Here is a 21,370-nt window from a genome sequence, read left to right as displayed (position 1 = left end):
ATTAAGCTTCGCTTAGTAGTGACATTTACCGCATTCTAATCCCCCCATTTGAGCTGCAGTTAGTTTATCAACACCATATTTTTTAGATAATTCTTCGTGAATTTTTGTGTAATACTCATTGCCTTCAGTCTTCACATTCGTTTCGCGGTGACAATTAATACACCATCCCATTGTAAGCGGTGAGTGCTGCGCCATGATTTCCATTTCTTCAACTGGACCGTGACAAGTTTGGCATTCCACTCCAGCAACCTCTACGTGCTGTGAGTGATTAAAGTATACGAAATCAGGTAAATTATGAATACGAACCCAATCAACAGGCTCCGTCTCACCAGTGTAACGCTGGTTCTCAGAATCCCAACCTACAGCTGTATATAATTTTTCGATTTCTTTATTGTAGTCTATACCGTATTCGCTTTTACCCTCCGCCAATGTTTCTGCTGCCACTTCATAAATACTCTTGTGACAGTTCATACATACGTTAAGTGATGGAATACCCGAATGCTTACTAACACGTGCAGATGAGTGACAGTATTTACATTCTATTTCGTTTGCTCCTGCGTGAATTCTATGTGAATAATGAATAGGTTGCTTTGGAGCGTAACCTTGATCAATACCAACCTGCATCATCCAACCATAAGCGAAGTACGCACTACCCAACAATAAGAAGATAGCAGTCACTAAAACCAAAAATTGATTTTGCGCAAACGCTTTCCAAATCGGGGTTCTTTTTTCTTCTTCAACCACAACACCATTTGCAGCAGCAATTTTTCTTAGGGTCGAATTAACAAGCACTAGCATAATTACTAATACCGCAAGTACTAATCCTAAAATTCCTAGAATAATGTTGTTTGAAATTCCGCTATCTGCGGGTGCGGCAGCTACTGCAGTAGTATCTGCAACAACAGGTGCAGGCGGTGGCGCCATTGTATAGGCGATAATATTGTCAATATCTGTATTTGTCAATAATGGGAATGAGGTCATTACTGACTCATTGTACTCTGCGTAAATAGCAACTGCCTGCTCGTCACCAGACTTCACCATTGCCGAACTATTCTTAATCCAGCTGTACAACCACTCACGTTCATACTTGTCACCAACCCCAGCCAAGGCAGGACCAGTCATCTTTCTGTTTAACGCATGACATGCAGCACAATTTGCTTTGAAAAGTTTTTCACCTGCCACAGGATCACCGTCTTGGGCTTGTAAGGAAAATGATGAAAAAGCAACTAATAAAGAAAAAGCGAATCCGAAGAATCGCATACTAGCATTTTGGTAAGAAACCTTCTTCATAATGAAATAAGAATTTTGGGTTTTGTTTGGCACGATTTTTCCTAATATATTGATGCACACGCATTCAAATCTAGCCTCCGCAAATTCGACCACAAAAGTACGACATAGAGACGATTTGCGAAATGTTAGAAAAGCGTTAATAACTAATTTATAATTATTCTAAATAATAAATATCCGACTGTTTAAGTTATTATAATTTACTTTTGCACGTATATATGAGAAAAATGAGTTTGAATAGCACCTATAAACTAAAGCTTTCTTTAGCATTGTCGCTGATAATTAGCACGTTAAGTTTTGCTCAAGAAACAGCAGAAAGTGTAAAACAAAACACGGAAACCGCTTTTAATCAAAAAGGAACAGTAAACATTAATCAAGACGAAAAACTGGTTAAAGTTCTCGAACTTAAAAAGGAAATAAACCGTACTCAAGGCTCTGGAAACATATACCGAATCCAGATTTATAGTGGGTCTTTAAACGGAGCTCAAAACGCCATTAAGAGTTTTAGAAAAGACTTTCCGAATATCTCTCATATTTCAGATTGGGATTACCCAAATTACAAAGTATATGTTGGCAGTTTCCGAACATCGATACAAGCCGATAAAATGCTAATCGAGATACGAAAGAAATACCCAATTGCATTTAAGTTTAAGCCGAAGGGTTAGCTATTAGTCTGCAGTATTCAGTAGGCTGTAATAATTAAGTTCTTGCTTTAAAAAATAAAAAACACCCTTAACTAAATTTAGTTAAGGGTGTTTGCTTTTAATGGGTCGTCCTAAATGACCTAGACATTCCGCGCATAGGTACTCATCGTACAATTGTATTCGTCTACAAAAAAGTCGTCTAACTCGTCTGCTTTTAATGCAAGTGCTTTGATCTTATTCTTGATATCGGCTTTCGTATCATCATCTTTAAAAATGTCGGTCATATGAATGCGATAACTCACAAAAATGGTGTTCTTATACACTCCCAAATTAAATTCACCTTGATCACTACTGATCAAATATTTGTACAACTCCTCTAAGTTTTGCTTAGGTAAATTATTAATCGGTGAGGTGAGATATAGATAGTTTCTATCCATTACAAAAACACGAATTAATGAACTCCCTTGATGAAATTCCCAAAACTCATGGCCCGCTCTTGTCAATACTGGATTGACGTCTAATTCCGCTAATGAGTCTTCAATAAACTGCGAAAATTCAGTTAAGGCAAGAACATCGAACACATCCTTTTGCAAAGTAGCACCGCAATTGTCACAAAACTCCTTAACCTCATAGCTTAAATTTCCGCATGAAGGACATTGCAACGAAAATTTATCTTCTTCATTCTTTTTTACACTGTCTATCGCCTCTTTTACCGCCTTTGTTGGTATTGCAAAACCAACATTATCGGCATTATTAAACTTAGAAGAATTTATCCCAACCAACTTACCATCTTGAGTAACCAATGGCCCACCACTATTTCCAGGATTGATTGCCGCATCGGTCTGCACAAAATGCTTTCCGTTCATATGCTGTTCGGGATTCGAAACTATTCCTTCAGTAATTGTAAATGGCATTCCAAAAGGATATCCCAAAGCAAAAACCTTTTGTTGTCTTGAAGGTATTAGCGTATCGTCAATACTTATACCATGCTCAACTTCTAGCTTTTTTGCCAAACGCAGAATAGCTATATCCATATCTGGATTGGTTAATATTACTCGGCCTAGTATTCTATTTTTATCATCATCTTCAACTGCAACTTCCTGAAATCCTTCAACAACATGATGGTTGGTTAGTATTAAGTTTTCCTCTTTTAAATAAAATCCACTTCCCGTTCCACGAGCAGTTAAAATTTTGAAGGTTGCATCTTTTAATATTTCTAATGTTTGCATCTTTTTTCGTTTAAATTTTAACCAAATAGTTTAGAGAAAAATCCTTTTTTACCCGATGACCCTCTTACTGGTCTGTTTTCTAAAATAGCAGTCATCCCGTTGTACAATGTCGTAGCTGCGACATGCCAATCTTGTCCGCTTGCATTACCTAAAACAGCAACAACCTTATCGTTAATATCATCGGGTACATTGTTATAGTAATACATATCGTAAAAACCAACCAACAATGTAAGCACTGCACCTGTGTATTGCTTATCCTGAATTTCCTTAGCTGCACTTTCGTAAGGGCGCTTCCAATTTTGTTTTAAGGCATCATGTTCTAACCTTGATTTAATAGAAATAAAAGACTCTGCCTCATAAATATCTTCTAAGTATTCTTCTTTAGATTTTGCTTTCAACCTAGCTAAAAAGGATTTCCCACGCTGAATTCGGTCTTGCATATGATCTTTGCTATACAAATCACCAATCTGCTTTTCAAGGTCAGTACGCAACTTGCCATTTGGCATGATCAAATATTCAATTTTTTTAAAGGTGATATTTAGAATATCCCAATTGAAATATTCCATTCTGTTTTGATCGAAATACTGCATATACGATTCCGCTTCTTTGATAATATCATTATACTTAGTCCAAGCAGTATCTAAAGTTGCAGCATCATAATTTGTTATTTGAGGTTCATGAAGCGGACTTACATCAAATAAACTAATGAACTCATCATCAAAATTATCTGCATTATGGCAAATTTCCTGAAGCACATAATAAATTTTATAAGGCTCGCACAAATGCCAAGGACAGCTGTAATGAAAGTTGAGTTGCTCATCTTCTAACTTTATTTGTGCCAAATTTAAAGGCGCAAAATTCACCTCGGTCACCTTCCTAAATAATGGAACACGTTTATCTGTACCTACTTTTAAAAAGGGTGCTTTTACTTTGAAATGAGAGTCAGTAAATTCTACCTCAACGACCACACTACCATGTGGCACCTTAAAATAAGTTTCATTATCGTTTGCATATTTTTTTCGAATATCGAGGTTGACATAATCAAAGAGTTCTAAAATTGCCTCTTTGTACTTGTTTTCGTCATACCTGTCTTTCGCATCGTACCATTTAGATACGGTTACCTTAGTGTTTAAAGAAGACATTAAGGTTTTGTCAAAACTTAGAGCTTGCCTCATGCGTTGGTTTTTAGTTGCACCTTTGTGCTGTTTTGTTTGAAACTAAATAGAGATCTAAAAGAACATAAATTGATTAAGATTATCAAATTTATTCTTTGTTATCTATTGTTACACAAATGTATGACGCTCGTGGTAATGATCTCATCCCCAGAAACCGTGAAATGTGGGTAGCGGGATATGGGAATGATTGGCTGGTTAGAACCGCAAAATTTAGTTTGGGCTTTACACCCATCCCCAACCCTTCCCTCGAGGGAAGGGAGTTAGAAAATCTATATATAAGACAAAAAAGCCTTGGATTTCTCCAAGGCTTTCATTCTTATATTGAATAAACTATTATTTCAGTTTCTTCTTCACAGCTACTTCTTGGTAAGCTTCTACTACATCACCTTCTTTAATATCGTTGTAGCCTTTAATTTGAAGTCCACAATCGTATCCTTTTGAAACTTCTTTGACGTCATCTTTAAAACGCTTAAGCGATGTTAATTCACCTGTGTAAATAACTACACCTTCGCGAATTAAACGAATACTTGAATTTCTGAAGATCTTACCGTCAGTTACCATACAACCAGCGATTGTTCCGATTTTAGATATTTTGAAAGTCTCGCGGATTTCAGCATTACCTGTAATCTCCTCTTTCATCTCCGGTGACAACATACCTTCCATTGCATCTTTCAGGTCGTTAATTGCATCGTAGATAATCGAGTAATTTCTGATATCGATTTCTTCCTTATCAGCTAACTGTCTGGCATTACCCATTGGTCGTACGTTAAATCCGATTACGATGGCATCAGAAGCCGAAGCTAATAATACATCACTTTCAGTAATCGCACCAACCCCTTTATGGATAATATTTACCTGAATTTCTTCAGTTGATAGTTTCTGGAATGAATCGACTAAGGCTTCTACCGAACCATCCACATCACCTTTAAGGATAATGTTCAATTCTTTAAAGTCACCTAATGCAATACGACGTCCGATTTCGTCAAGTGTAATATGACGTTGCGTACGTACTGACTGCTCACGTTGTAATTGAGTACGCTTGGCCGCAATTTGCTTCGCCTCACGCTCATCCTCAAATACATTAAACTTATCACCAGCTTGCGGCGCACCATCTAAACCTAATATAGATACTGGTGTTGATGGTCCTGCTTCTTCCACTTCTTGACCACGTTCGTCATGCATTGCTTTTACCTTACCACTATGCTTACCAGCTAATACGTAATCACCTACGCGAAGTGTACCTGCCTGTACCATAATAGTAGCTACATAACCACGACCCTTATCAAGGAAAGCCTCGACAATTGTCCCGTTTGCTAGTCTATCTGGGTTTGCCTTTAGCTCTAATAATTCAGCTTCAAGCAATACTTTTTCTAATAATTCCTTAACTCCTAGACCTGTTTTTGCAGAAATATCATGAGATTGAATTTTACCACCCCAATCTTCCACCAACAGGTTCATACCTGCAAGTTTCTCCTTGATTTTCTCTGGATTTGCAGTCGGCTTATCAACCTTATTTATTGCAAATACAATAGGTACTGATGCTGCTTGTGCGTGACTAATCGCCTCTTTTGTTTGAGGCATGATATCATCATCCGCCGCAATTACAATAATTGCTAAATCGGTTACCTGTGCACCACGAGCACGCATTGCCGTAAAGGCTTCGTGACCCGGAGTATCTAAGAATGCTATTTTTTGCCCGCCTTCTAGCTGCACCCCATAAGCACCAATATGCTGTGTGATACCACCAGATTCACCGGCAATTACATTTTCTTCTCGAATATAATCTAGTAGCGATGTTTTACCATGATCTACGTGACCCATCACCGTAACGATTGGTGCACGTGCTACAAGATCTTCTTCTTTATCTTCTATAACCTGAACTTGCTCTTCAATATCGGCGGTTACAAACTCGACTTCATAACCGAATTCTTCAGCAACAATACTTAAAGTCTCAGCATCCAAACGTTGGTTTTGAGTTACCATCATTCCTAAGCTCATACAAGCCGAAATAATTTCGGTAATACCAACATCCATCATGGTTGCAACTTCACCTGCCGTAACAAACTCGGTTACTTTTAGGATTTTGCTTTCCGCTTCTTGTGCTGCAAGTTCATCAGCCGTTTTTTGACGGTGAATATCTCGTTTCTCACGACGGTATTTAGCACCCTTTCCTTTAGAGGATTTCCCTTGAAGCTTTTCAAGAGTTTCGCGTACTTGTTTTTGTACTTCTTCTTCTGTAGGCTCTACTTTTGCTACTGGAGCATTACGTCGACCTCCACCTTTTTGGTTTCGTCCTCCGGCGCCACCTCTATTATCAAAACGTCTTTGACCACCTCCTTGTTGGTTGTTACCACCACCAGGTGTTTCTTTGCTAATACGTTTTCTTTTCTTTTTGCGATCGGCTGTATCACTAGCTTTCGCTTCTTCTTTCTTCTTTTTCGGTTTTTCGAATTTAGAAAGGTCAATTTTCTTGCCGACCATTTTAGGACCGGAAAGCTTTTTATATTGTGTAGTAAGTGTTTCTTCTTTTGGCTCTTCAGCAGCCTCTTCGCTTTTCACTTCTTCTTCTGGAGCTTCTTTAGATACAGCAGGTTTCTCTTCCTTTTTAGCTACAGGCTCTTTCTTTGCAACTGGTTCTTTTTTAGGCGCTGCCTTAACCTCTTCTTTGGCTTTTGGCTTTGCTTTTTCTTCAACCTTCGGCTCTTCTTTTACAGGAGCTACTTCCTCCTCTTTTTTCTCACTGTCAAGATCGATTTTACCAACTGTCTTAGGGCCTTCTAAATTAGCTTTGGCTCTAACAACTTCTCTCTTTTCTCTAGCAATTCGTTTTTCCTCAAGCTCCTGCTCCATTTGAAGACGTAGTGCTTCCTTCTCTTTGCGCTTTTCTTCGCCAACTTCTTTGGATGCTACCTTCTTCTTTCTGTCAACCTGAAACTCATCTAAAAGCACCTCGTACACCTCACTAGAAATCTTTGCAGTCGGGCGCGCTTCAATCTCATGTCCTTTTGATTGAAGATGCTCTACCGCACGATCTAACGAAATGTTTAGTTCGCGGAGTACTTTGTTAAGTCTCATTACTTTGTTTTCAGCCATACTTTGTTTAAAAAATTTACGCTGTGAAAAAAGCTCTTGCCGTTTTCAAATTACAACAAAAATACAATTGCTGCGCTTTTAAGCTAATTATTGTTCAAATTCTTCTTTAAGAATTCGTCTTACCTCATTAATTGTCTCCTCTTCAAGGTCTGTACGCTTAACAAGATCATCAACATCTTGCTCTAACACACTCTTAGCAGTATCAAGTCCTGCCTTGCTAAATTCTTCGATTACCCAAGCATCGATTTCATCAGCAAATTCAGTTAATTCTACATCTTCTTCAACACCTTCACGGAAAACATCAATTTCATATCCTGTAAGCTGACCTGCAAGTCGGATATTGAATCCGCCTTTACCAATCGCTTTAGAAACCTCTTCTGGTTTTAAGAACACCTCTACGTGCTTGCGCTCATCATCAATTTTAAGTGATGTGATACGCGCAGGACTCAATGCCCTTGTGATAAATAACTGTGTATTATCAGTATAATTAATTACATCAATATTCTCATTTCCTAATTCACGAACAATTCCGTGAATACGAGATCCCTTCATACCAACACAAGCTCCAACTGGATCGATACGATCATCGTAAGAATCTACGGCTACCTTCGCTTTTTCACCAGGAACACGTACTACTTTCTTTACGTTGATTAAGCCGTCAAAGACTTCAGGAATTTCTTGTTCGAACAATTTTTCCAAGAATTCTGGTGCCGTACGCGACATGATAATGCTTGGCTTGTTTCCTTTAAGGTCTACATTCTCGATAATACCTCTTACGTTTTCTCCTTTTCTAAAGAAGTCAGAAGGTATTTGTTTGTCCTTAGGTAATATGATTTCGTTACCCTCATCATCTAATAAAATGACCGCACGGTGACGAATATGGTGTACCTCGGCAGTATAAATCTCACCAATAAGATCCTTAAACTGCTTATATATATTGGTATTATCATGCTCGTGAATTTTTGCGATCAAATTTTGACGTAATGCCAAAATAGAGCGACGACCTAAGTCGATAAGTTTCACTTCTTCCGATACATCTTCACCTATCTCAAAATCAGGTTCGATTTTTTGTGCTTCCGTTAATGTGATTTCTTCGTTCTCATCTTCCACCTCACCATCGGCTACCACAATACGGTTTCGCCATATCTCTAAATCACCTTTATCTGGGTTGATAATGATATCGAAATTTTCATCACTACCAAATCGCTTTTTAAGTGCATTTCTAAAAACCTCCTCTAAAATCGCCATTAGCGTTACACGATCTATGAGTTTATCGTCTTTAAACTCTGAAAATGATTCGATCAATGCAATATTTTCCATGTCAACGTTTAATTAAAATGTTATCATCACTTTTGCTTCAACAATATCTGTATACAGGATTTCCTGTTGTTTTTGAACGGTTACCTTGCCTTTACCAATTGGTTTAGGCTCTCTGGTTTTCCATTTAAGTTCTATTTTCTGGTCGTCGGCAGATACTAATTCACCTTCGACCTCATCGTCAGCCAACTTTACATTTAATTTTCGACCGACATTTTTTTTGTACTGCCTTGGTATTTTCAAGGGAGTCGTTGCACCTGCACTAGTTACTTCTAGTCCAAAATCAATTTCCTCTCTATCCAAGTTATGTTCTATGCCTCGACTTACATTCATACAATCTTGTAAGGTCACTCCACGATCACCATCTATAACGACAAATATCTTGTTATCACTACTAATTGTGCAGTCGATTAAAAACAACTTAGGCTGCTTATCTAGCGCATCTTGTAGTAATTGTCTGACCTCTTTCTCGAACATAATTTTATAAAAAGAGGGGACTTTAGGTCCCCTCGTATTCGTTTTTCTCTTACAGCGGTGCAAATATACAACTTTTTATGAGTAATATAAGCATGAAACCGGCAAATATTGACTGATATTAATCAAGGAAATATAATTTCTAAAAAAGACATACTGCATACCTGAAAACCACAGAAAATCTAAGCTCCTTCAAAATTCTTAATCAAACCTAAATCATCTTCATATTTCTTAAGACGTTTATCGTAATACCCATAAATCATTTTTGTGAAAATTATAAGCACTAGCAAAACAATTCCGAATATAATAAATGGCTGTGTCGTATTTTCTTGTAAATGAAAGACATCAAAACCGATAAGAAACTTTACGAACGCTAGTCCGGTGGCTACAAGCCAAATTACAACAATCGATAAATCGTAAATTCCTGTTCTAGCAGTATGCATTCTAAATTTGATTATTTCTTTTTGTAAATCTATTAGACTCAATTTCCCATAATCAACTTTTTTTAAGACGCGATGTTGAAAATACGAAAATACCATTGCTCCGGAAGCGACAAGTAGCATCAACATATACGGCAAAGAATCTGTTACTAAAAATATCATTATTAATGAAATAATTGCATACATGATAGCCATATTTTTACCTGCAATTGAAATTTTTAAAAGCTCATCAAAACCAGTTTTTGCCTTATTAAACTCTAGAGTTTTAATTTTCTCTTCGTTCAACTTCACTCTTTTCTCAAGGATTTCCATATCCTTTTTCCAAATACTCTTTATTTCATCTATATTCATAATACTATTGTTTTTGTTGTGAAAGTTGTTGCTTCCACTTGTTTTTAATTCGACTTATTTTCGTCGCTACATTGGTCTTTGTAATTCCCAAAACATCAGCTATAACTTCGTAATCCTTATCTTCTAAGTAAAGAAACATCAAGGCTTTGTCGAACTTATTAAGCTCATTTAATAATCGATAAAGTACGTCTTGCTGATAGCTTCTTTCGTTTACGTCTGAATTTGAAGTAAACTCAAGCAAATCGCCGTTTATTCTTGTTGTATTGCTTTTCTTTTTGAATGTCTTACGATGATTTGAAATAGCAACATTCATTGAAATTCTGTACAACCAAGTTGTCAATGCATAATTATCGTCATAGGTATCTAATGACTTCCAAATTTGAATTAGAATATCCTGCTCTAAATCCTTTCTATCATTATAATCGGCACAATACATCGTGATCACTTTATATAATATGCCTTTGTGCTTTTTAACAATATCAATAAATTCTTTCTGCTTATTCAACTCAACTTCTATTTTGGTTACACTCAATTATTCGCATCAATTTTAAAAAAATCACACTTTGATTAAAAAAAAATTAAAATAAGAAACAATTAGGTGTCGCACTATAAAGCTAACTGTAACATACCACACACGCTAGCTACCAATAAGTAGTATTAGTTAGCATATGATGATCGGCGGCTTTGGCATAGGTGTGACAACGAAATTACGAGACAATAAAAAATTGCTTCGTAAAAAACGTTTGTTCAAAAAAGAGCGGACTTTTCTTGGTATTCAACCCGCCTACAAAGACAATAAAAAGTTAATACCTAATCTTATTGTTGATGTTGCTGCCATTCGAAATGAACGGCTAAAGGTTAAAAGAAGTGATAGGCAAAAAATGACTCTTACTGTTCTTGCGATAACGCTTACCTGTGCAAGCGCCGTTTTCCTTATTCATTTTATGGCTTCACTAACGGTAAAACCATTACAACTAAATACTCCAGTTGATCAAAACAAATTGATTGTTCAAGACACATACATCCAATTTTTAACAACTGGAATAAACTTCAGGCAATCAAAAGACTACCATTTGGCTTCGTTGGAGTTTAAAAAAGCCTTGCTAATGAATAACCAATTAGTAGATGCACATTTAGAATTATTAAAGATGTATCTCGAACAATGCTCAACCAAAGGGATAAATTGTGATCTAGTCAAAGAGAAAAGGGAATTTGTTATACAAGAATATCCTGATATTGGATTTATAGACTACCATTAAAAGCTATCAAAAATCCGTTAGAAAAATATGTAACAAAATGTATTTTATCGACACTAGTAAGATGCATAAAATTCGTGCCTTATGAAAGAAATTACTGCTACTCAAAGAGGAATTTTCGCAGTTGGCATTCCTATTGCCTTACAATTGTCCTTAGTCATTCTTGTAAGATCCGCTTGGTTTACAAACCTTTCAAACGACTTGGCATTAGCTATTAGCATCGATTTTTTAATCACAATGCCCTTTATCTATTGGCTCCTAGTTCGAAAAACTAAGATTCCAACTACCACCGTTATACCCTTTTTTATAGCCAGTACAATTTTAGCTTCTTTCTTAATTCCCTTAGAACATCAATCATTCATAAATACAGTTAAAACTTGGGCAATTCCTGTTTTGGAAATAGGAGTGTTGTCTTATGTTGGAAGTCGCATCTACCTTACAAGAAAAAACTACAAAAAAAATATTCTTGACCAACCAGATATTGCAAACGCCATTCAAGACAGTTGTGAAGAGATTCTTCCAAAAAGCATCGCAAGCTTCTTAGCCAACGAAATCTCAGTTTTTTATTATGCATTTTTTAAATGGAAAAAACATACGCCAGTAAAAAACGAATTCACTTATCACAAAAAAAGTGGATCAATAACCGTGTTTGCCGCACTGCTATTTGTTGTTGCTATAGAAACAGTAGCACTGCATTTAATTTTAAATAAATGGAGCCCTTTAGCTGCATGGATTGCAACCGGAGTCAGTATCTATTCTGCCATCTTTCTTATCGGCATTATTAAGTCCATTCCTCGACGACTTATTAAGGTCAAAGAAAAGGAGTTGTTTATTCCTTATGGTATTTTTGGCTTTACTAGGATTGAATATAAAAACATTAAGAGCATTAATACAGGAAAGATTAGTGTTTTAAATAATGAAAAGTTGATTGGTGTTTCTCCGTTTTTGGAAAATGAGTCGCCGAATGTTAGTATTGAAACCGATAGACCTATTACGGTGAATGGATTGTATGGTATGAAAAAGAAGACTACTAAAGTTGTATTTACGGTAGACGAACTATCATGGTTTAACGCTCTTCTTCGGAAGAAAAATTCTTTGGAAGAATCCACAGAAAGTAGATAAGCAGTAAAAATCAACTAATTTGTTTGCCCAACTAAAACTTTGTTTTAAATTTGCACTCGCAATTCTCAAAAGGAATTTGAGGATGGCCCATGGTGTAACTGGCAACACGTCTGGTTTTGGTCCAGAAGAGTCTAGGTTCGAGCCCTAGTGGGCCAACAAAAACCCAACCTTAACAGGTTGGGTTTTTTAGTTTACAGTATTCAGTTGGCAGTCCACAGTTTTTGTTAGCCCACTAGCGTGGGTGCGAGGTGAGGAAAATGATTAAATTTTCTTAATCATTTTAACGAACCGAGCGCTCCCCATTATTCCCCATGACCTTAACAGGTTGGGTTTTTTAGTTTTCAGTATCCAGTTGGCAGTCCACAGTTTTTGTTAGCCCACTAGTGTGGGTGCGCAGTGAGACAAAATGATTAATTTTTTCTAATCATTTTGACGAACGAAGTGCTCCTCATATCTCTCCCAATCTAACGATCAGGATTTTTTAGTTTACAGTGTTCAGTTGGGAGTCCACAGCATTTTTATTACCCCAATTGTGTCGGTGCTTGGTGAGAGAAATTGATTATTTTCTTAATTATTTCGCAGAATAAAATGCACTCCCCTATTTCTCAAGCACTTTTTAGCCGGGTTTTTTCAGTTTTCAGTCCGTAATCATTGTTTTTATAGTTTCCATTTTCTCGTACTCACCTATAAATTAAGATCTAAGAAAAAAATTAAACTTTTTCAAAAAAAATGGTAGGGTCTTTTAGCCGATAGTTGTTTTATATATGTAAATCGATAATAACGAAACAACAGTTGAAAATGCCCCTTTCAACAAAACGTTTCAAAAAAATATAAATACCGATTTTAGTGATGTTTGATCGGTTATTGAACAATTTACATTAGGTTTTTGGTTGGGAAAAAAGGTCGTGTTTCTTAGGAGACACGGCCTTTTTCATTTCACTGAGCCTGTAATTGCAAAACCGAAGCGCATTGCAATGACTAGAGCGAAGTGATCCTGATCGAGGGACGAGCATCGGGATCTATCACGAACGGGAAACAACCAAAATCTTGAAAAACCTTTCCAATTTTTCGCAGTCGTTTCATTGTTAGACTCAGACATAATTACCCCTCACCCTAACCCTCCCCCCAAGGAGAGGGAATAAGTTTATTAATTAAATACTGTCATTTTCTTTGATTTTGATTCTTGCTCCTTCCATCCAATTTCTCATATCTCACATCTAAATACTCACATCTCTCATGTTAACATTTCACAAAAAAAGATTGTCAAGCCTTGGTTAATTATTAAATTCGCCCAAATGCTTCTAAAAACCTTTTGATGAGCGAGCAACAATATAAAAAGTGGAACATTATAATGGGCTGGATCGCTTTTGCGGTAGCCTTAATTACCTATATGTCAACCGTCGAGCCTACAGCCAGTTTCTGGGATGCGGGTGAATATATTTCAACAAGTGCTAAACTTCAGGTAGGCCACCCTCCAGGGGCACCGCTTTTTCAAATGATCGGCGCATTTTTTGCCTGGTTTGCTATGGAGCCTTCACAAGTGGCTTTAATGGTGAATCAAATGTCAGTTTTCGCAAGTGCTTTTACCATTCTTTTTATGTTTTGGACCATTACACAATTCGTGAAAAAATTCGTAATTAATGAAGGTGAATTAACCTCTGCCAAAGCTCAGGCTATTTTAGGTAGTGGACTTGTAGGAGCGCTCGCTTTTACATTTACTGATAGTTTTTGGTTTAATGCTGTGGAAACCGAAGTGTATGCAATGGCCAGTTTTATGATGGCATTGCTATTGTATTTAGGCCTCCGTTGGGAACAAGACATGCATACCCCAAGAGGAAATAAGTGGCTTATTTTAATCGCATTTTTAATTGGCTGTACTTTCGGAATCCAGTTTATGGGGATGCTCGCAATCCCATCTATCGGACTTATTTATTTCTTTAAAAACTATAAGCAATACGATCTAAAAATGTTCTTGATCGCCAATGCTGCAGTTGTTCTTGTTCTAGTCATTGTATACCGATTTATGTTAACCACTATCCTATCTATTTTTAGTGGCTTTGAAGTGTTTTTTGTCAACAGTATTGGTATGCCGTTTAATTCGGGAACCATTATTGCAGGACTCTTTTTCATCGTACTCTTTTATTTTGGACTAAAATATACTCGTGACAAAAAATGGGTACATCTTAACACAGCAGTGCTTTGCTTTTTGTTTATGTGTGTTGGTTTTTCATCTTGGTTAATGATTCCTATCCGTGCAAATGCGCAGGTAGTTATTAATGAGAATAACCCTGCTAGTGCGCGTGAATTATTGGCTTATTACAATCGTGAGCAGTACCCAAGTGTTGGTATTGTTTATGGGCCTATGTATACCGAGTTATATGCACTGGTTGATGAAGACAATCAGTATATTGACGATAAACCAAAATACGAACAAGACAAGAAACTAGGTAAGTATGTGGTAGTAAATGATTGGAAAGATGCTCGGCAAAATTATGATGATCGTCATAAAGGATTCTTACCGCGAATGTGGAGTTCCGAACATTCCACCAATTACATGGCGCATGCTGGAGTTCCAGAATTTCAATTAAAACCTGAATACCGTTTTGACACCAATGCCCGCAAGGCTGTTGATCAATTTTTTGCCGCCTATGATGCAGGTAAGGTTGATTACGACGAATACCACAACTTCCTGAGACAAATGGAACGTTATATCGATATTGAAAAACCTGGCTTTTTCCAGAACATGAAATTCATGTTTCAATATCAGTTAGGCTATATGTATTGGCGTTATTTTATGTGGAATTTCGCTGGAAGACAAAACGATATTCAAGGAAAATACGATATGCAAAATGGGAATTGGCTTAGCGGTATTCCTATAATTGATGAAAATATATCCAACGTTCAACCACAGGATAATTTACCAAGTGATGTACTAAATAATAAAGGTCGAAACACCTATTTTATGCTTCCGCTTTTATTAGGGGTTATTGGTTTGGTATTCCATTTCAAAAAATCAAAAACTGATTGGTGGGTGCTATTGGTCTTTTTCCTCTTTACGGGAATTGCAATTCAGATTTATACCAATATCAGACCCTATGAACCACGAGAAAGGGATTACTCTTTAGTCGGGTCCTTCTACATATTTGCCATATGGATTGGTATTGGAGTGTATGCCTTATTCGATCAATTAAAAAATATTGTTCCTCAAAAAATATTGGCTCCTTTGCTCACCGCCGCCTTATTAGGAATTCCTGCGCTTATGGCATCTCAAAATTGGGATGATCACGATCGTTCAGGTCGTTATACAGCACAATCAATGCCTAAATCGTATCTAGATTCTTTAGAAGAAGATGCCATTATATTTACGATAGGTGACAATGACACCTTTGCACTCTGGTACGCTCAAGAAATTGAGGGCTATCGTACCGATGTGCGTGTCATAAATACCAGTTTACTGTACACTGATTGGTATATCGATCAGATGAAAAGAGCTGCTTATGAGAGTAAGCCTATTCCATCTCAATTAACGCATGAGCAATACCGATATGGTAGTCGTGATCAAATATTACATCAGCCTTTGACTGAGGAAGCTTGGAGCATTCAACGTTTTATGGACTGGGTTCAAGATGACGACCCGCGTAAACAATACGGAGAGATTTTAAAGCTACAAGCAAACTCTGGAGAATACGATATCGATCTTGATGCTATTCCGTCGGCTCAAAAAAGCATGGTGTACTATCCTACAAGAAATATTTACATTCCTGTTGACAAAGAAGCCGCTTTAAGAAATGGTGCCGTTCAAGCTGAAGATGCAGACCAGATTGTCGATACCATTCGACTTAGATTGCCAGGATCGATCACTAAAAATCAGTTATTAATGCTCGACATAGTAGCAAATAATAATTGGGAACGTCCTATTTATTTTTCTGGCGGTAGTTTTGATGAAAAGGAATATATCTGGATGAAAGATTACTTACAGTTGGATGGAATGGCCTATAAACTGGTTCCGATTAGAACTCCAGTTGACAGCAATAATCCATTTGAAATGGGTCGCGTAAATTCTGATGTTATTTATAAGAATATCAAAAAATGGACCTGGGGTAATTCAGAGAGCGAGGATATTTACCACGATCCGGAAACCAGAAGAAATAGTATTACATATAGGAGTAATATGGCAAGGGCTATGGAGAAATTATTGGAAGAAGGCAAAACCCAAGAAGCCAAAGAAGTCATTGATCTGGCTATTGATAAAATGCCAGTGGAATATTTTGGTTATTATGTGTTTGTTGAGCCATTTGCTGATGGATACTACAAAGTAGGTGAGAAAGAAAAGGCACGGAATTTATTAACCAAAATCATCAAAAAATATCAAGAGAATTTGCTGTATTACAGTGGACTTGAAACCTCAGACCAAATAGCTTTTGGAGAAGATATATTCTCGGACATTGAATACTACCGCCGTCTCGTTTTGGTAATGGTGGAAAATGGTGATGACGAAGTTGCAGAAAGGGCCTTGTTAGAATTCCAGGAATTCGCTAAGTTGTTTTATCCTGATGAAGAAGCTCCACAAATTCCGCCAGTAAGTTCGCAAATGCCAGAAGATACTCCAGTAGAAATTAACGATTCTGTGATGGAGGATACTGCAAATTAGTTTTAATGTCAGTTCGAGTGTTTTAATTGAACATGAGTAAAATTAAAAAGTATCGAGAACAGGGATTTTTAAAAAAATAATCTTGCAACTTGAACACTCAATAAATGAAGTTCATCCCAGTCAAAACACCATATCTAGTGCAACGCTTGTTGCCCAACTACATATGGCACATGCCTCGGACTGAAAAAACAATCTATCTAACATTTGATGATGGTCCAATTCCCGAAGTCACGGAATGGGCTTTAGGTACTTTGGCGACATACAATGCCAAAGCAACTTTTTTTTGCATTGGCGACAATGTTCGTAAACATCCAAAGATTTTCAATAAGCTTTTAGAAGAAGGACATACCGCCGCGAATCATACCTTTCATCATATAAAAGGCTGGAAAACCAGTACTCCCGATTATCTAGAAAATATTGCTTTGGCTGAAGCTGAAATGGCCAAGCACTCCTTATACCTAAAACAGCCAACAAAACTATTCCGCCCACCTTATGGCGAGATCACCATCCCTAAAGGAAGAGCACTACTTAAAATGGGATATAAAATTATCATGTGGGAGTCTTTAGCTATCGATTGGAAACCAGAAATTCCAGTTGAAAAAAGCGCATCTTATATTATCAACAATACTCAAGAAGGTAGTATTGCTGTGTTTCATGATAGTCTAAAGGCAGAGCGAAACATGAAATATGCTCTTGAAAAAACCTTAGACCATTTTTCTGAATTAGGGTTTGAATTTAAGGCACTGGAATAAACTTTTAGACGCTTCAAATCTGATTTTACTATTTAGATTGACTTAAAAAAATAGTTGCGAATTGTAACAATATGCTAGTTAGCAAGTATATCTGTTATAAATCAGCACTATGAAACTTGAACACTTACTAATATCTTTTTTCTCATTTTTTGTGCTTACAGCTTGTCAGAAAAAGAACGATAGCACTATTCAGAATAATAACACTATAATTAATTCCATATCCGATTCACTATTGCTTGATAAAGAAATAAAAGCAGTCTCAATAGGGGTTATTAAAAACGGAAAAACGTATCAATTTCATAAAGGTCAACTGCTAACCGGAAAAGCGCCAGATGAGAACACGCTTTACGAAATTGCTTCTCTGACCAAAACATTTACTGGAACCTTGCTCGCACAGGCAATTTTAGATGAGAAATTAGATATTGATGATGATATTAGAGATTATCTACCTGATAGTTTTCCAAATCTAGCGTTTAATGAAGCACCGATTATGTTTCGACATCTAGTTACACATACAAGCGGTTTGCCAAGAATGTTTCCTGACAAAGGCTTATTTAAAAATCCGGATTGGGATAATCTTCCCGAAAAAATTAATAAGCTGCAAGAAGGTTTTAAAAAACACCAGTTTTTAGAGGAGCTAGGTAAAGTGGAGTTAGATACCATTCCAGGGCATAAATTCAATTATTCAAATGCTGGGGCAAATCTGCTTGGATACTGTTTAGAAAACGTTTTTGACAAATCTTACGAAGAGCTGTTGAGCCAATATATTCTTGACCCACTAGAAATGAACAAGACTAAGATTACAATTTCGGAAACAGATTCTAAACTACTAGCAATAGGATTAAACCATAAAGGATTCGAGATGCCACCTAGAGCTGAAAAAGAAATGAAAGCTGAAGGAGGAATAATCTCTAATGTTAGCGATATGCTAAAATACATGGAGCTTCAGCTAAATGAAGAAAATCCTCTAGTTAAGATCTCACATCAGGAGTTATTGAATGGAAAATATGGTGATTTTGAAAATGGTTTGTTCTGGCAAATCTTCAAAAATGGTGAAAACCCAAAAGTTGTCTTTCAAAACGGTGGTGCTTATGGTACATCTAGCTGGTTAACCCTTATTCCTGAGTCAAAAACAGGGGTACTCATAATAACCAATGTTTCCAGTCCCCAAATACATCAGAAACTTAGTATTGCGGTAGATAAGATAATTGAGCAATTAAAATGAAGTCTAAAACACTAATCAAGTAATGTTGTAAATTTAAGCTGCGTTTCGCATTAAAAACAGCATTCATGGCAAAGAATAAAACCGTAGAGACAGAAGTTAAAGTTGATGACTTTATTAATGAGTATGTTGATAATGAGCAAAAGAAGGCTGATAGTTTTCAACTAATTAAACTTATGACCAAATGGTCAGGCTTCGAACCTAGAATGTGGGGACCTACCATAATCGGTTTCGGTAGTTATCATTATAAATATGAAAGTGGTCATGAAGGTAATGCCCCCATTCTTGGTTTTTCGCCGCGAAAGTCTGCCTTTTCACTATATGTATATTCCGCAACTGAAGAGAGTAAAAGGCTATTAGATGACTTAGGAAAGTTTAAAATGGGCAAAGCATGTATCTATGTCAAAAAACTCGCAGATATTGATACTATTACTTTGGAAAAATTGTCGCAAGCTACGATTGCCTATCTTAACGAGCATCACGAATGTGCTTGTAGAAATTAGAAAATATCAATAATACATTGGGTAATCTTTCTTCTAAAAATCAACATATTAGATTCGGAGAACACAAAAGTAGGTTTGGAAAAATATACATTGTAATAATAACGCAACTTTGACTTATAATTTAAAATAACAAGATTATGAGTCAAAAAACAGCAATTGTAACAGGAGGAAGCAGAGGTTTAGGAAGAGAAATGGCGCTTAGCCTTGCTAAAGACGGTGTAGACGTTATTATTTCTTACCACAGCAACAAAGAAAAAGCGAATGAGCTTGTTCGAGAAATAGAACTACTTGGCCAAGATGTCATTGCATTCCCATTCGATGCAAACGATCACACAACCGGACAAGAATTTATTGAAAAAGCAGCTGCATATTTAGAAAAGAAAAACGGCAGCCCGAATTTTGATTTTCTAATTAATAATGCCGGCACCGGAGCATACAACTTGGTCGCAGATACTACCGAAGAACAATTTGATGAAATGATGAATGTACATCTTAAAAGTGTTTACTTTTTAACCCAAGCCGCACTACCCTTTTTAAATGATTCTGGAAGAATAATCAACATATCTAGCGGACTGGCTCGCTTTAGCCTGCCAGGCATGTCGGCTTATGCCATGATGAAAGGTGGTATAGAGGTGTTTACACGTTACTTGGCAAAGGAGCTCGGCGAAAGAAAAATAACCGCCAATGTAGTTGCTCCGGGAGCCATTGCAACGGACTTTGCCGGAGGAACAAATCGTGATAACGAAGAAAAAAGGGCCCTTATTGCCAATATCACCACATTAGGGCGTGTTGGCGAAATTGATGATATAGACGGGGTGGTTGCATTTTTATGTTCGGATAAAGCAGGTTGGATAAACGGGCAACGAATTGAGGTTTCAGGAGGAATGTTATTATAGTCAAGTCATTTTCGTATAACTTTATCATTATGAGAACACTCCAGCGTTTTAGCAAGATTAGTGATTACCATAAATTCGCCAACTTACAAGCACCTGAACATCCTTTAATTAGTTTGGTTGATTATACTCAAATTCAATATCCACAGGATGTAGAGCAGTTAAAATGGATTCAGGATTACTTTACCATCGGACTAAAACGCAATGTTGCCTATAAGTTTTTCTACGGTCAAAAAGAGTATGATTTTGACGAGGGCTTAATGACTTTTATTGCGCCCAATCAGGTAATGAGTTTAACCGACAATCCAAATATCAATCGTAAACCTAGAGGTTGGCTTTTATTAATTCATCCTGATTTTTTATGGAACAGCACATTGGCCAATCGGGTTAAGGAATATGAATTTTTTGATTATTCTGTAAATGAGGCCCTATTCCTTTCTGAGAAAGAAGAACATTTAATGCTCGACATTTTAAAAAACATTCAACGAGAATATCAAGCAAACATTGACAAGTTTAGTCAAAAAATTATCATTTCGCAGTTGGAATTATTGCTTAATTATGCTGAGCGCTTTTATGAGCGACAATTCATAACTCGAAAAATTGTTAATCACGAGATTCTTACGCAATTAGAACTCGTGTTATCTGATTATTTTAAAGAGGAAAGCCTAATCGAAAAAGGTCTTCCTACAGTCCAATTTGTCGCAGATAAATTGCACCTTTCTCCTAATTATTTAAGCGGTGTTCTTAAATCACTCACAGGACAAAGTACACAACAACATATTCACAATAAACTAATCGAAAAAGCTAAGCAACAATTATCTACAACTAGGCTTTCAGTAAGCGAAATAGCATACAATATGGGATTTGAGCGACCTGCTTCATTTACAAAACTCTTCAAAAACAAAACCGAAATGTCACCGCTTGCTTTTAGGAAATCGTTCAATTAAGCAAAAAATCGTAC

General features: G+C 36.7%; 17 protein-coding genes and 1 tRNA gene. 10 read left to right on the top strand and 8 right to left on the bottom strand.

From position 1 onward, the window contains the following. Positions 1 to 12: 12 nt before the first annotated feature. Positions 13 to 1,290, bottom strand: coding sequence for a c-type cytochrome (locus GWK10_RS12845; RefSeq protein WP_164032785.1), 1,278 nt, complete (start codon positions 1,288 to 1,290; stop codon positions 13 to 15). A 215-nt stretch (positions 1,291 to 1,505) separates the two neighbouring features. Between GWK10_RS12845 and GWK10_RS12840 the strand changes: the two genes are divergently transcribed. Continuing rightward, positions 1,506 to 1,952, top strand: a complete 447-nt coding sequence (locus tag GWK10_RS12840) for an SPOR domain-containing protein (RefSeq protein ID WP_164032784.1) — start codon at positions 1,506 to 1,508, stop codon at positions 1,950 to 1,952. 119 nt (positions 1,953 to 2,071) lie between these two features. Here the strand turns inward: GWK10_RS12840 and GWK10_RS12835 are convergent, their stop codons facing one another. The 7 genes from GWK10_RS12835 to GWK10_RS12805 form a co-directional block, all read right to left on the bottom strand. Further along, positions 2,072 to 3,160 (bottom strand): trypsin-like peptidase domain-containing protein, encoded by a 1,089-nt coding sequence (locus GWK10_RS12835; RefSeq protein WP_164032783.1) that lies wholly within the window; start codon positions 3,158 to 3,160, stop codon positions 2,072 to 2,074. 17 nt (positions 3,161 to 3,177) lie between these two features. Further along, positions 3,178 to 4,335: a hypothetical protein gene (locus GWK10_RS12830; protein WP_164032782.1), complete on the bottom strand. Its 1,158-nt coding sequence runs from the start codon at positions 4,333 to 4,335 to the stop codon at positions 3,178 to 3,180. A gap of 333 nt (positions 4,336 to 4,668) precedes the next feature. Continuing rightward, positions 4,669 to 7,428: a translation initiation factor IF-2 gene (gene infB, locus GWK10_RS12825; protein ID WP_164032781.1), complete on the bottom strand. Its 2,760-nt coding sequence runs from the start codon at positions 7,426 to 7,428 to the stop codon at positions 4,669 to 4,671. A gap of 87 nt (positions 7,429 to 7,515) precedes the next feature. Continuing rightward, positions 7,516 to 8,748, bottom strand: coding sequence for a transcription termination factor NusA (gene nusA / locus GWK10_RS12820; RefSeq protein ID WP_164032780.1), 1,233 nt, complete (start codon positions 8,746 to 8,748; stop codon positions 7,516 to 7,518). Positions 8,749 to 8,760: 12 nt separating this feature from the next. Further along, the gene (gene rimP, locus GWK10_RS12815) at positions 8,761 to 9,222 is read right to left on the bottom strand and encodes a ribosome assembly cofactor RimP (protein ID WP_164032779.1); all 462 of its coding nucleotides are present in this window, start codon (positions 9,220 to 9,222) and stop codon (positions 8,761 to 8,763) included. Positions 9,223 to 9,401: 179 nt separating this feature from the next. Beyond that, the gene (locus GWK10_RS12810; RefSeq protein WP_164032778.1) at positions 9,402 to 10,010 is read right to left on the bottom strand and encodes a hypothetical protein; all 609 of its coding nucleotides are present in this window, start codon (positions 10,008 to 10,010) and stop codon (positions 9,402 to 9,404) included. A gap of 4 nt (positions 10,011 to 10,014) precedes the next feature. Beyond that, positions 10,015 to 10,542 carry an RNA polymerase sigma factor gene (locus GWK10_RS12805; RefSeq protein WP_204263135.1) on the bottom strand — a complete coding sequence of 176 codons (528 nt, stop codon included), beginning with the start codon at positions 10,540 to 10,542 and terminating at the stop codon, positions 10,015 to 10,017. A gap of 193 nt (positions 10,543 to 10,735) precedes the next feature. On the opposite strand from GWK10_RS12805, the gene GWK10_RS12800 reads away from it, so the two are divergent. From GWK10_RS12800 to GWK10_RS12760, 9 genes are all read left to right on the top strand, one after another. Beyond that, on the top strand, positions 10,736 to 11,269 hold the full coding sequence (locus GWK10_RS12800; protein ID WP_164032777.1) for a hypothetical protein: 534 nt from the start codon (positions 10,736 to 10,738) through the stop codon (positions 11,267 to 11,269). An 81-nt stretch (positions 11,270 to 11,350) separates the two neighbouring features. After that, positions 11,351 to 12,388: a hypothetical protein gene (locus GWK10_RS12795; protein WP_164032776.1), complete on the top strand. Its 1,038-nt coding sequence runs from the start codon at positions 11,351 to 11,353 to the stop codon at positions 12,386 to 12,388. Positions 12,389 to 12,471: 83 nt separating this feature from the next. Beyond that, positions 12,472 to 12,544, top strand: a tRNA-Gln gene (locus GWK10_RS12790). Positions 12,545 to 13,703: 1,159 nt separating this feature from the next. Beyond that, positions 13,704 to 17,039 (top strand): glycosyltransferase family 117 protein, encoded by a 3,336-nt coding sequence (locus GWK10_RS12785; protein ID WP_164032775.1) that lies wholly within the window; start codon positions 13,704 to 13,706, stop codon positions 17,037 to 17,039. 104 nt (positions 17,040 to 17,143) lie between these two features. Continuing rightward, positions 17,144 to 17,791: a polysaccharide deacetylase family protein gene (locus GWK10_RS12780; RefSeq protein ID WP_164032774.1), complete on the top strand. Its 648-nt coding sequence runs from the start codon at positions 17,144 to 17,146 to the stop codon at positions 17,789 to 17,791. Positions 17,792 to 17,900: 109 nt separating this feature from the next. After that, positions 17,901 to 19,016, top strand: coding sequence for a serine hydrolase domain-containing protein (locus GWK10_RS12775; RefSeq protein ID WP_164032773.1), 1,116 nt, complete (start codon positions 17,901 to 17,903; stop codon positions 19,014 to 19,016). Between the two features lie 65 nt (positions 19,017 to 19,081). After that, entirely contained in the window at positions 19,082 to 19,516 is a 435-nt protein-coding gene (locus GWK10_RS12770) for a DUF1801 domain-containing protein (RefSeq protein WP_164032772.1), read from the top strand. 137 nt (positions 19,517 to 19,653) lie between these two features. After that, on the top strand, positions 19,654 to 20,412 hold the full coding sequence (locus GWK10_RS12765) for an SDR family NAD(P)-dependent oxidoreductase (protein WP_164032771.1): 759 nt from the start codon (positions 19,654 to 19,656) through the stop codon (positions 20,410 to 20,412). Between the two features lie 29 nt (positions 20,413 to 20,441). After that, entirely contained in the window at positions 20,442 to 21,356 is a 915-nt protein-coding gene (locus GWK10_RS12760; protein WP_164032770.1) for a helix-turn-helix domain-containing protein, read from the top strand. The last annotated feature ends 14 nt before the right edge of the window (positions 21,357 to 21,370 follow it).

The organism is Spongiivirga citrea, assembly GCF_010671565.1.
GTDB lineage: Bacteria > Bacteroidota > Bacteroidia > Flavobacteriales > Flavobacteriaceae > Spongiivirga > Spongiivirga citrea.
Note: the sequence above shows the minus strand (reverse complement) of the source record. Positions and strands in the feature narration are given on the sequence as shown.

Bases quoted from the DNA above. Each gene is read 5' to 3' on its own strand.
- GWK10_RS12770 (WP_164032772.1), top strand. From the start codon at position 19,082: ATGGCAAAGAATAAAACCGTAGAGACAGAAGTTAAAGTTGATGACTTT.
- GWK10_RS12810 (WP_164032778.1), bottom strand. From the start codon at position 10,010: ATGAATATAGATGAAATAAAGAGTATTTGGAAAAAGGATATGGAAATC.
- infB (WP_164032781.1), bottom strand. From the start codon at position 7,428: ATGGCTGAAAACAAAGTAATGAGACTTAACAAAGTACTCCGCGAACTA.
- GWK10_RS12795 (WP_164032776.1), top strand. From the start codon at position 11,351: ATGAAAGAAATTACTGCTACTCAAAGAGGAATTTTCGCAGTTGGCATT.
- GWK10_RS12785 (WP_164032775.1), top strand. From the start codon at position 13,704: ATGAGCGAGCAACAATATAAAAAGTGGAACATTATAATGGGCTGGATC.
- nusA (WP_164032780.1), bottom strand. From the start codon at position 8,748: ATGGAAAATATTGCATTGATCGAATCATTTTCAGAGTTTAAAGACGAT.
- GWK10_RS12845 (WP_164032785.1), bottom strand. From the start codon at position 1,290: ATGAAGAAGGTTTCTTACCAAAATGCTAGTATGCGATTCTTCGGATTC.
- GWK10_RS12765 (WP_164032771.1), top strand. From the start codon at position 19,654: ATGAGTCAAAAAACAGCAATTGTAACAGGAGGAAGCAGAGGTTTAGGA.
- rimP (WP_164032779.1), bottom strand. From the start codon at position 9,222: ATGTTCGAGAAAGAGGTCAGACAATTACTACAAGATGCGCTAGATAAG.
- GWK10_RS12840 (WP_164032784.1), top strand. From the start codon at position 1,506: ATGAGAAAAATGAGTTTGAATAGCACCTATAAACTAAAGCTTTCTTTA.
- GWK10_RS12775 (WP_164032773.1), top strand. From the start codon at position 17,901: ATGAAACTTGAACACTTACTAATATCTTTTTTCTCATTTTTTGTGCTT.
- GWK10_RS12780 (WP_164032774.1), top strand. From the start codon at position 17,144: ATGAAGTTCATCCCAGTCAAAACACCATATCTAGTGCAACGCTTGTTG.
- GWK10_RS12760 (WP_164032770.1), top strand. From the start codon at position 20,442: ATGAGAACACTCCAGCGTTTTAGCAAGATTAGTGATTACCATAAATTC.
- GWK10_RS12835 (WP_164032783.1), bottom strand. From the start codon at position 3,160: ATGCAAACATTAGAAATATTAAAAGATGCAACCTTCAAAATTTTAACT.
- GWK10_RS12830 (WP_164032782.1), bottom strand. From the start codon at position 4,335: ATGAGGCAAGCTCTAAGTTTTGACAAAACCTTAATGTCTTCTTTAAAC.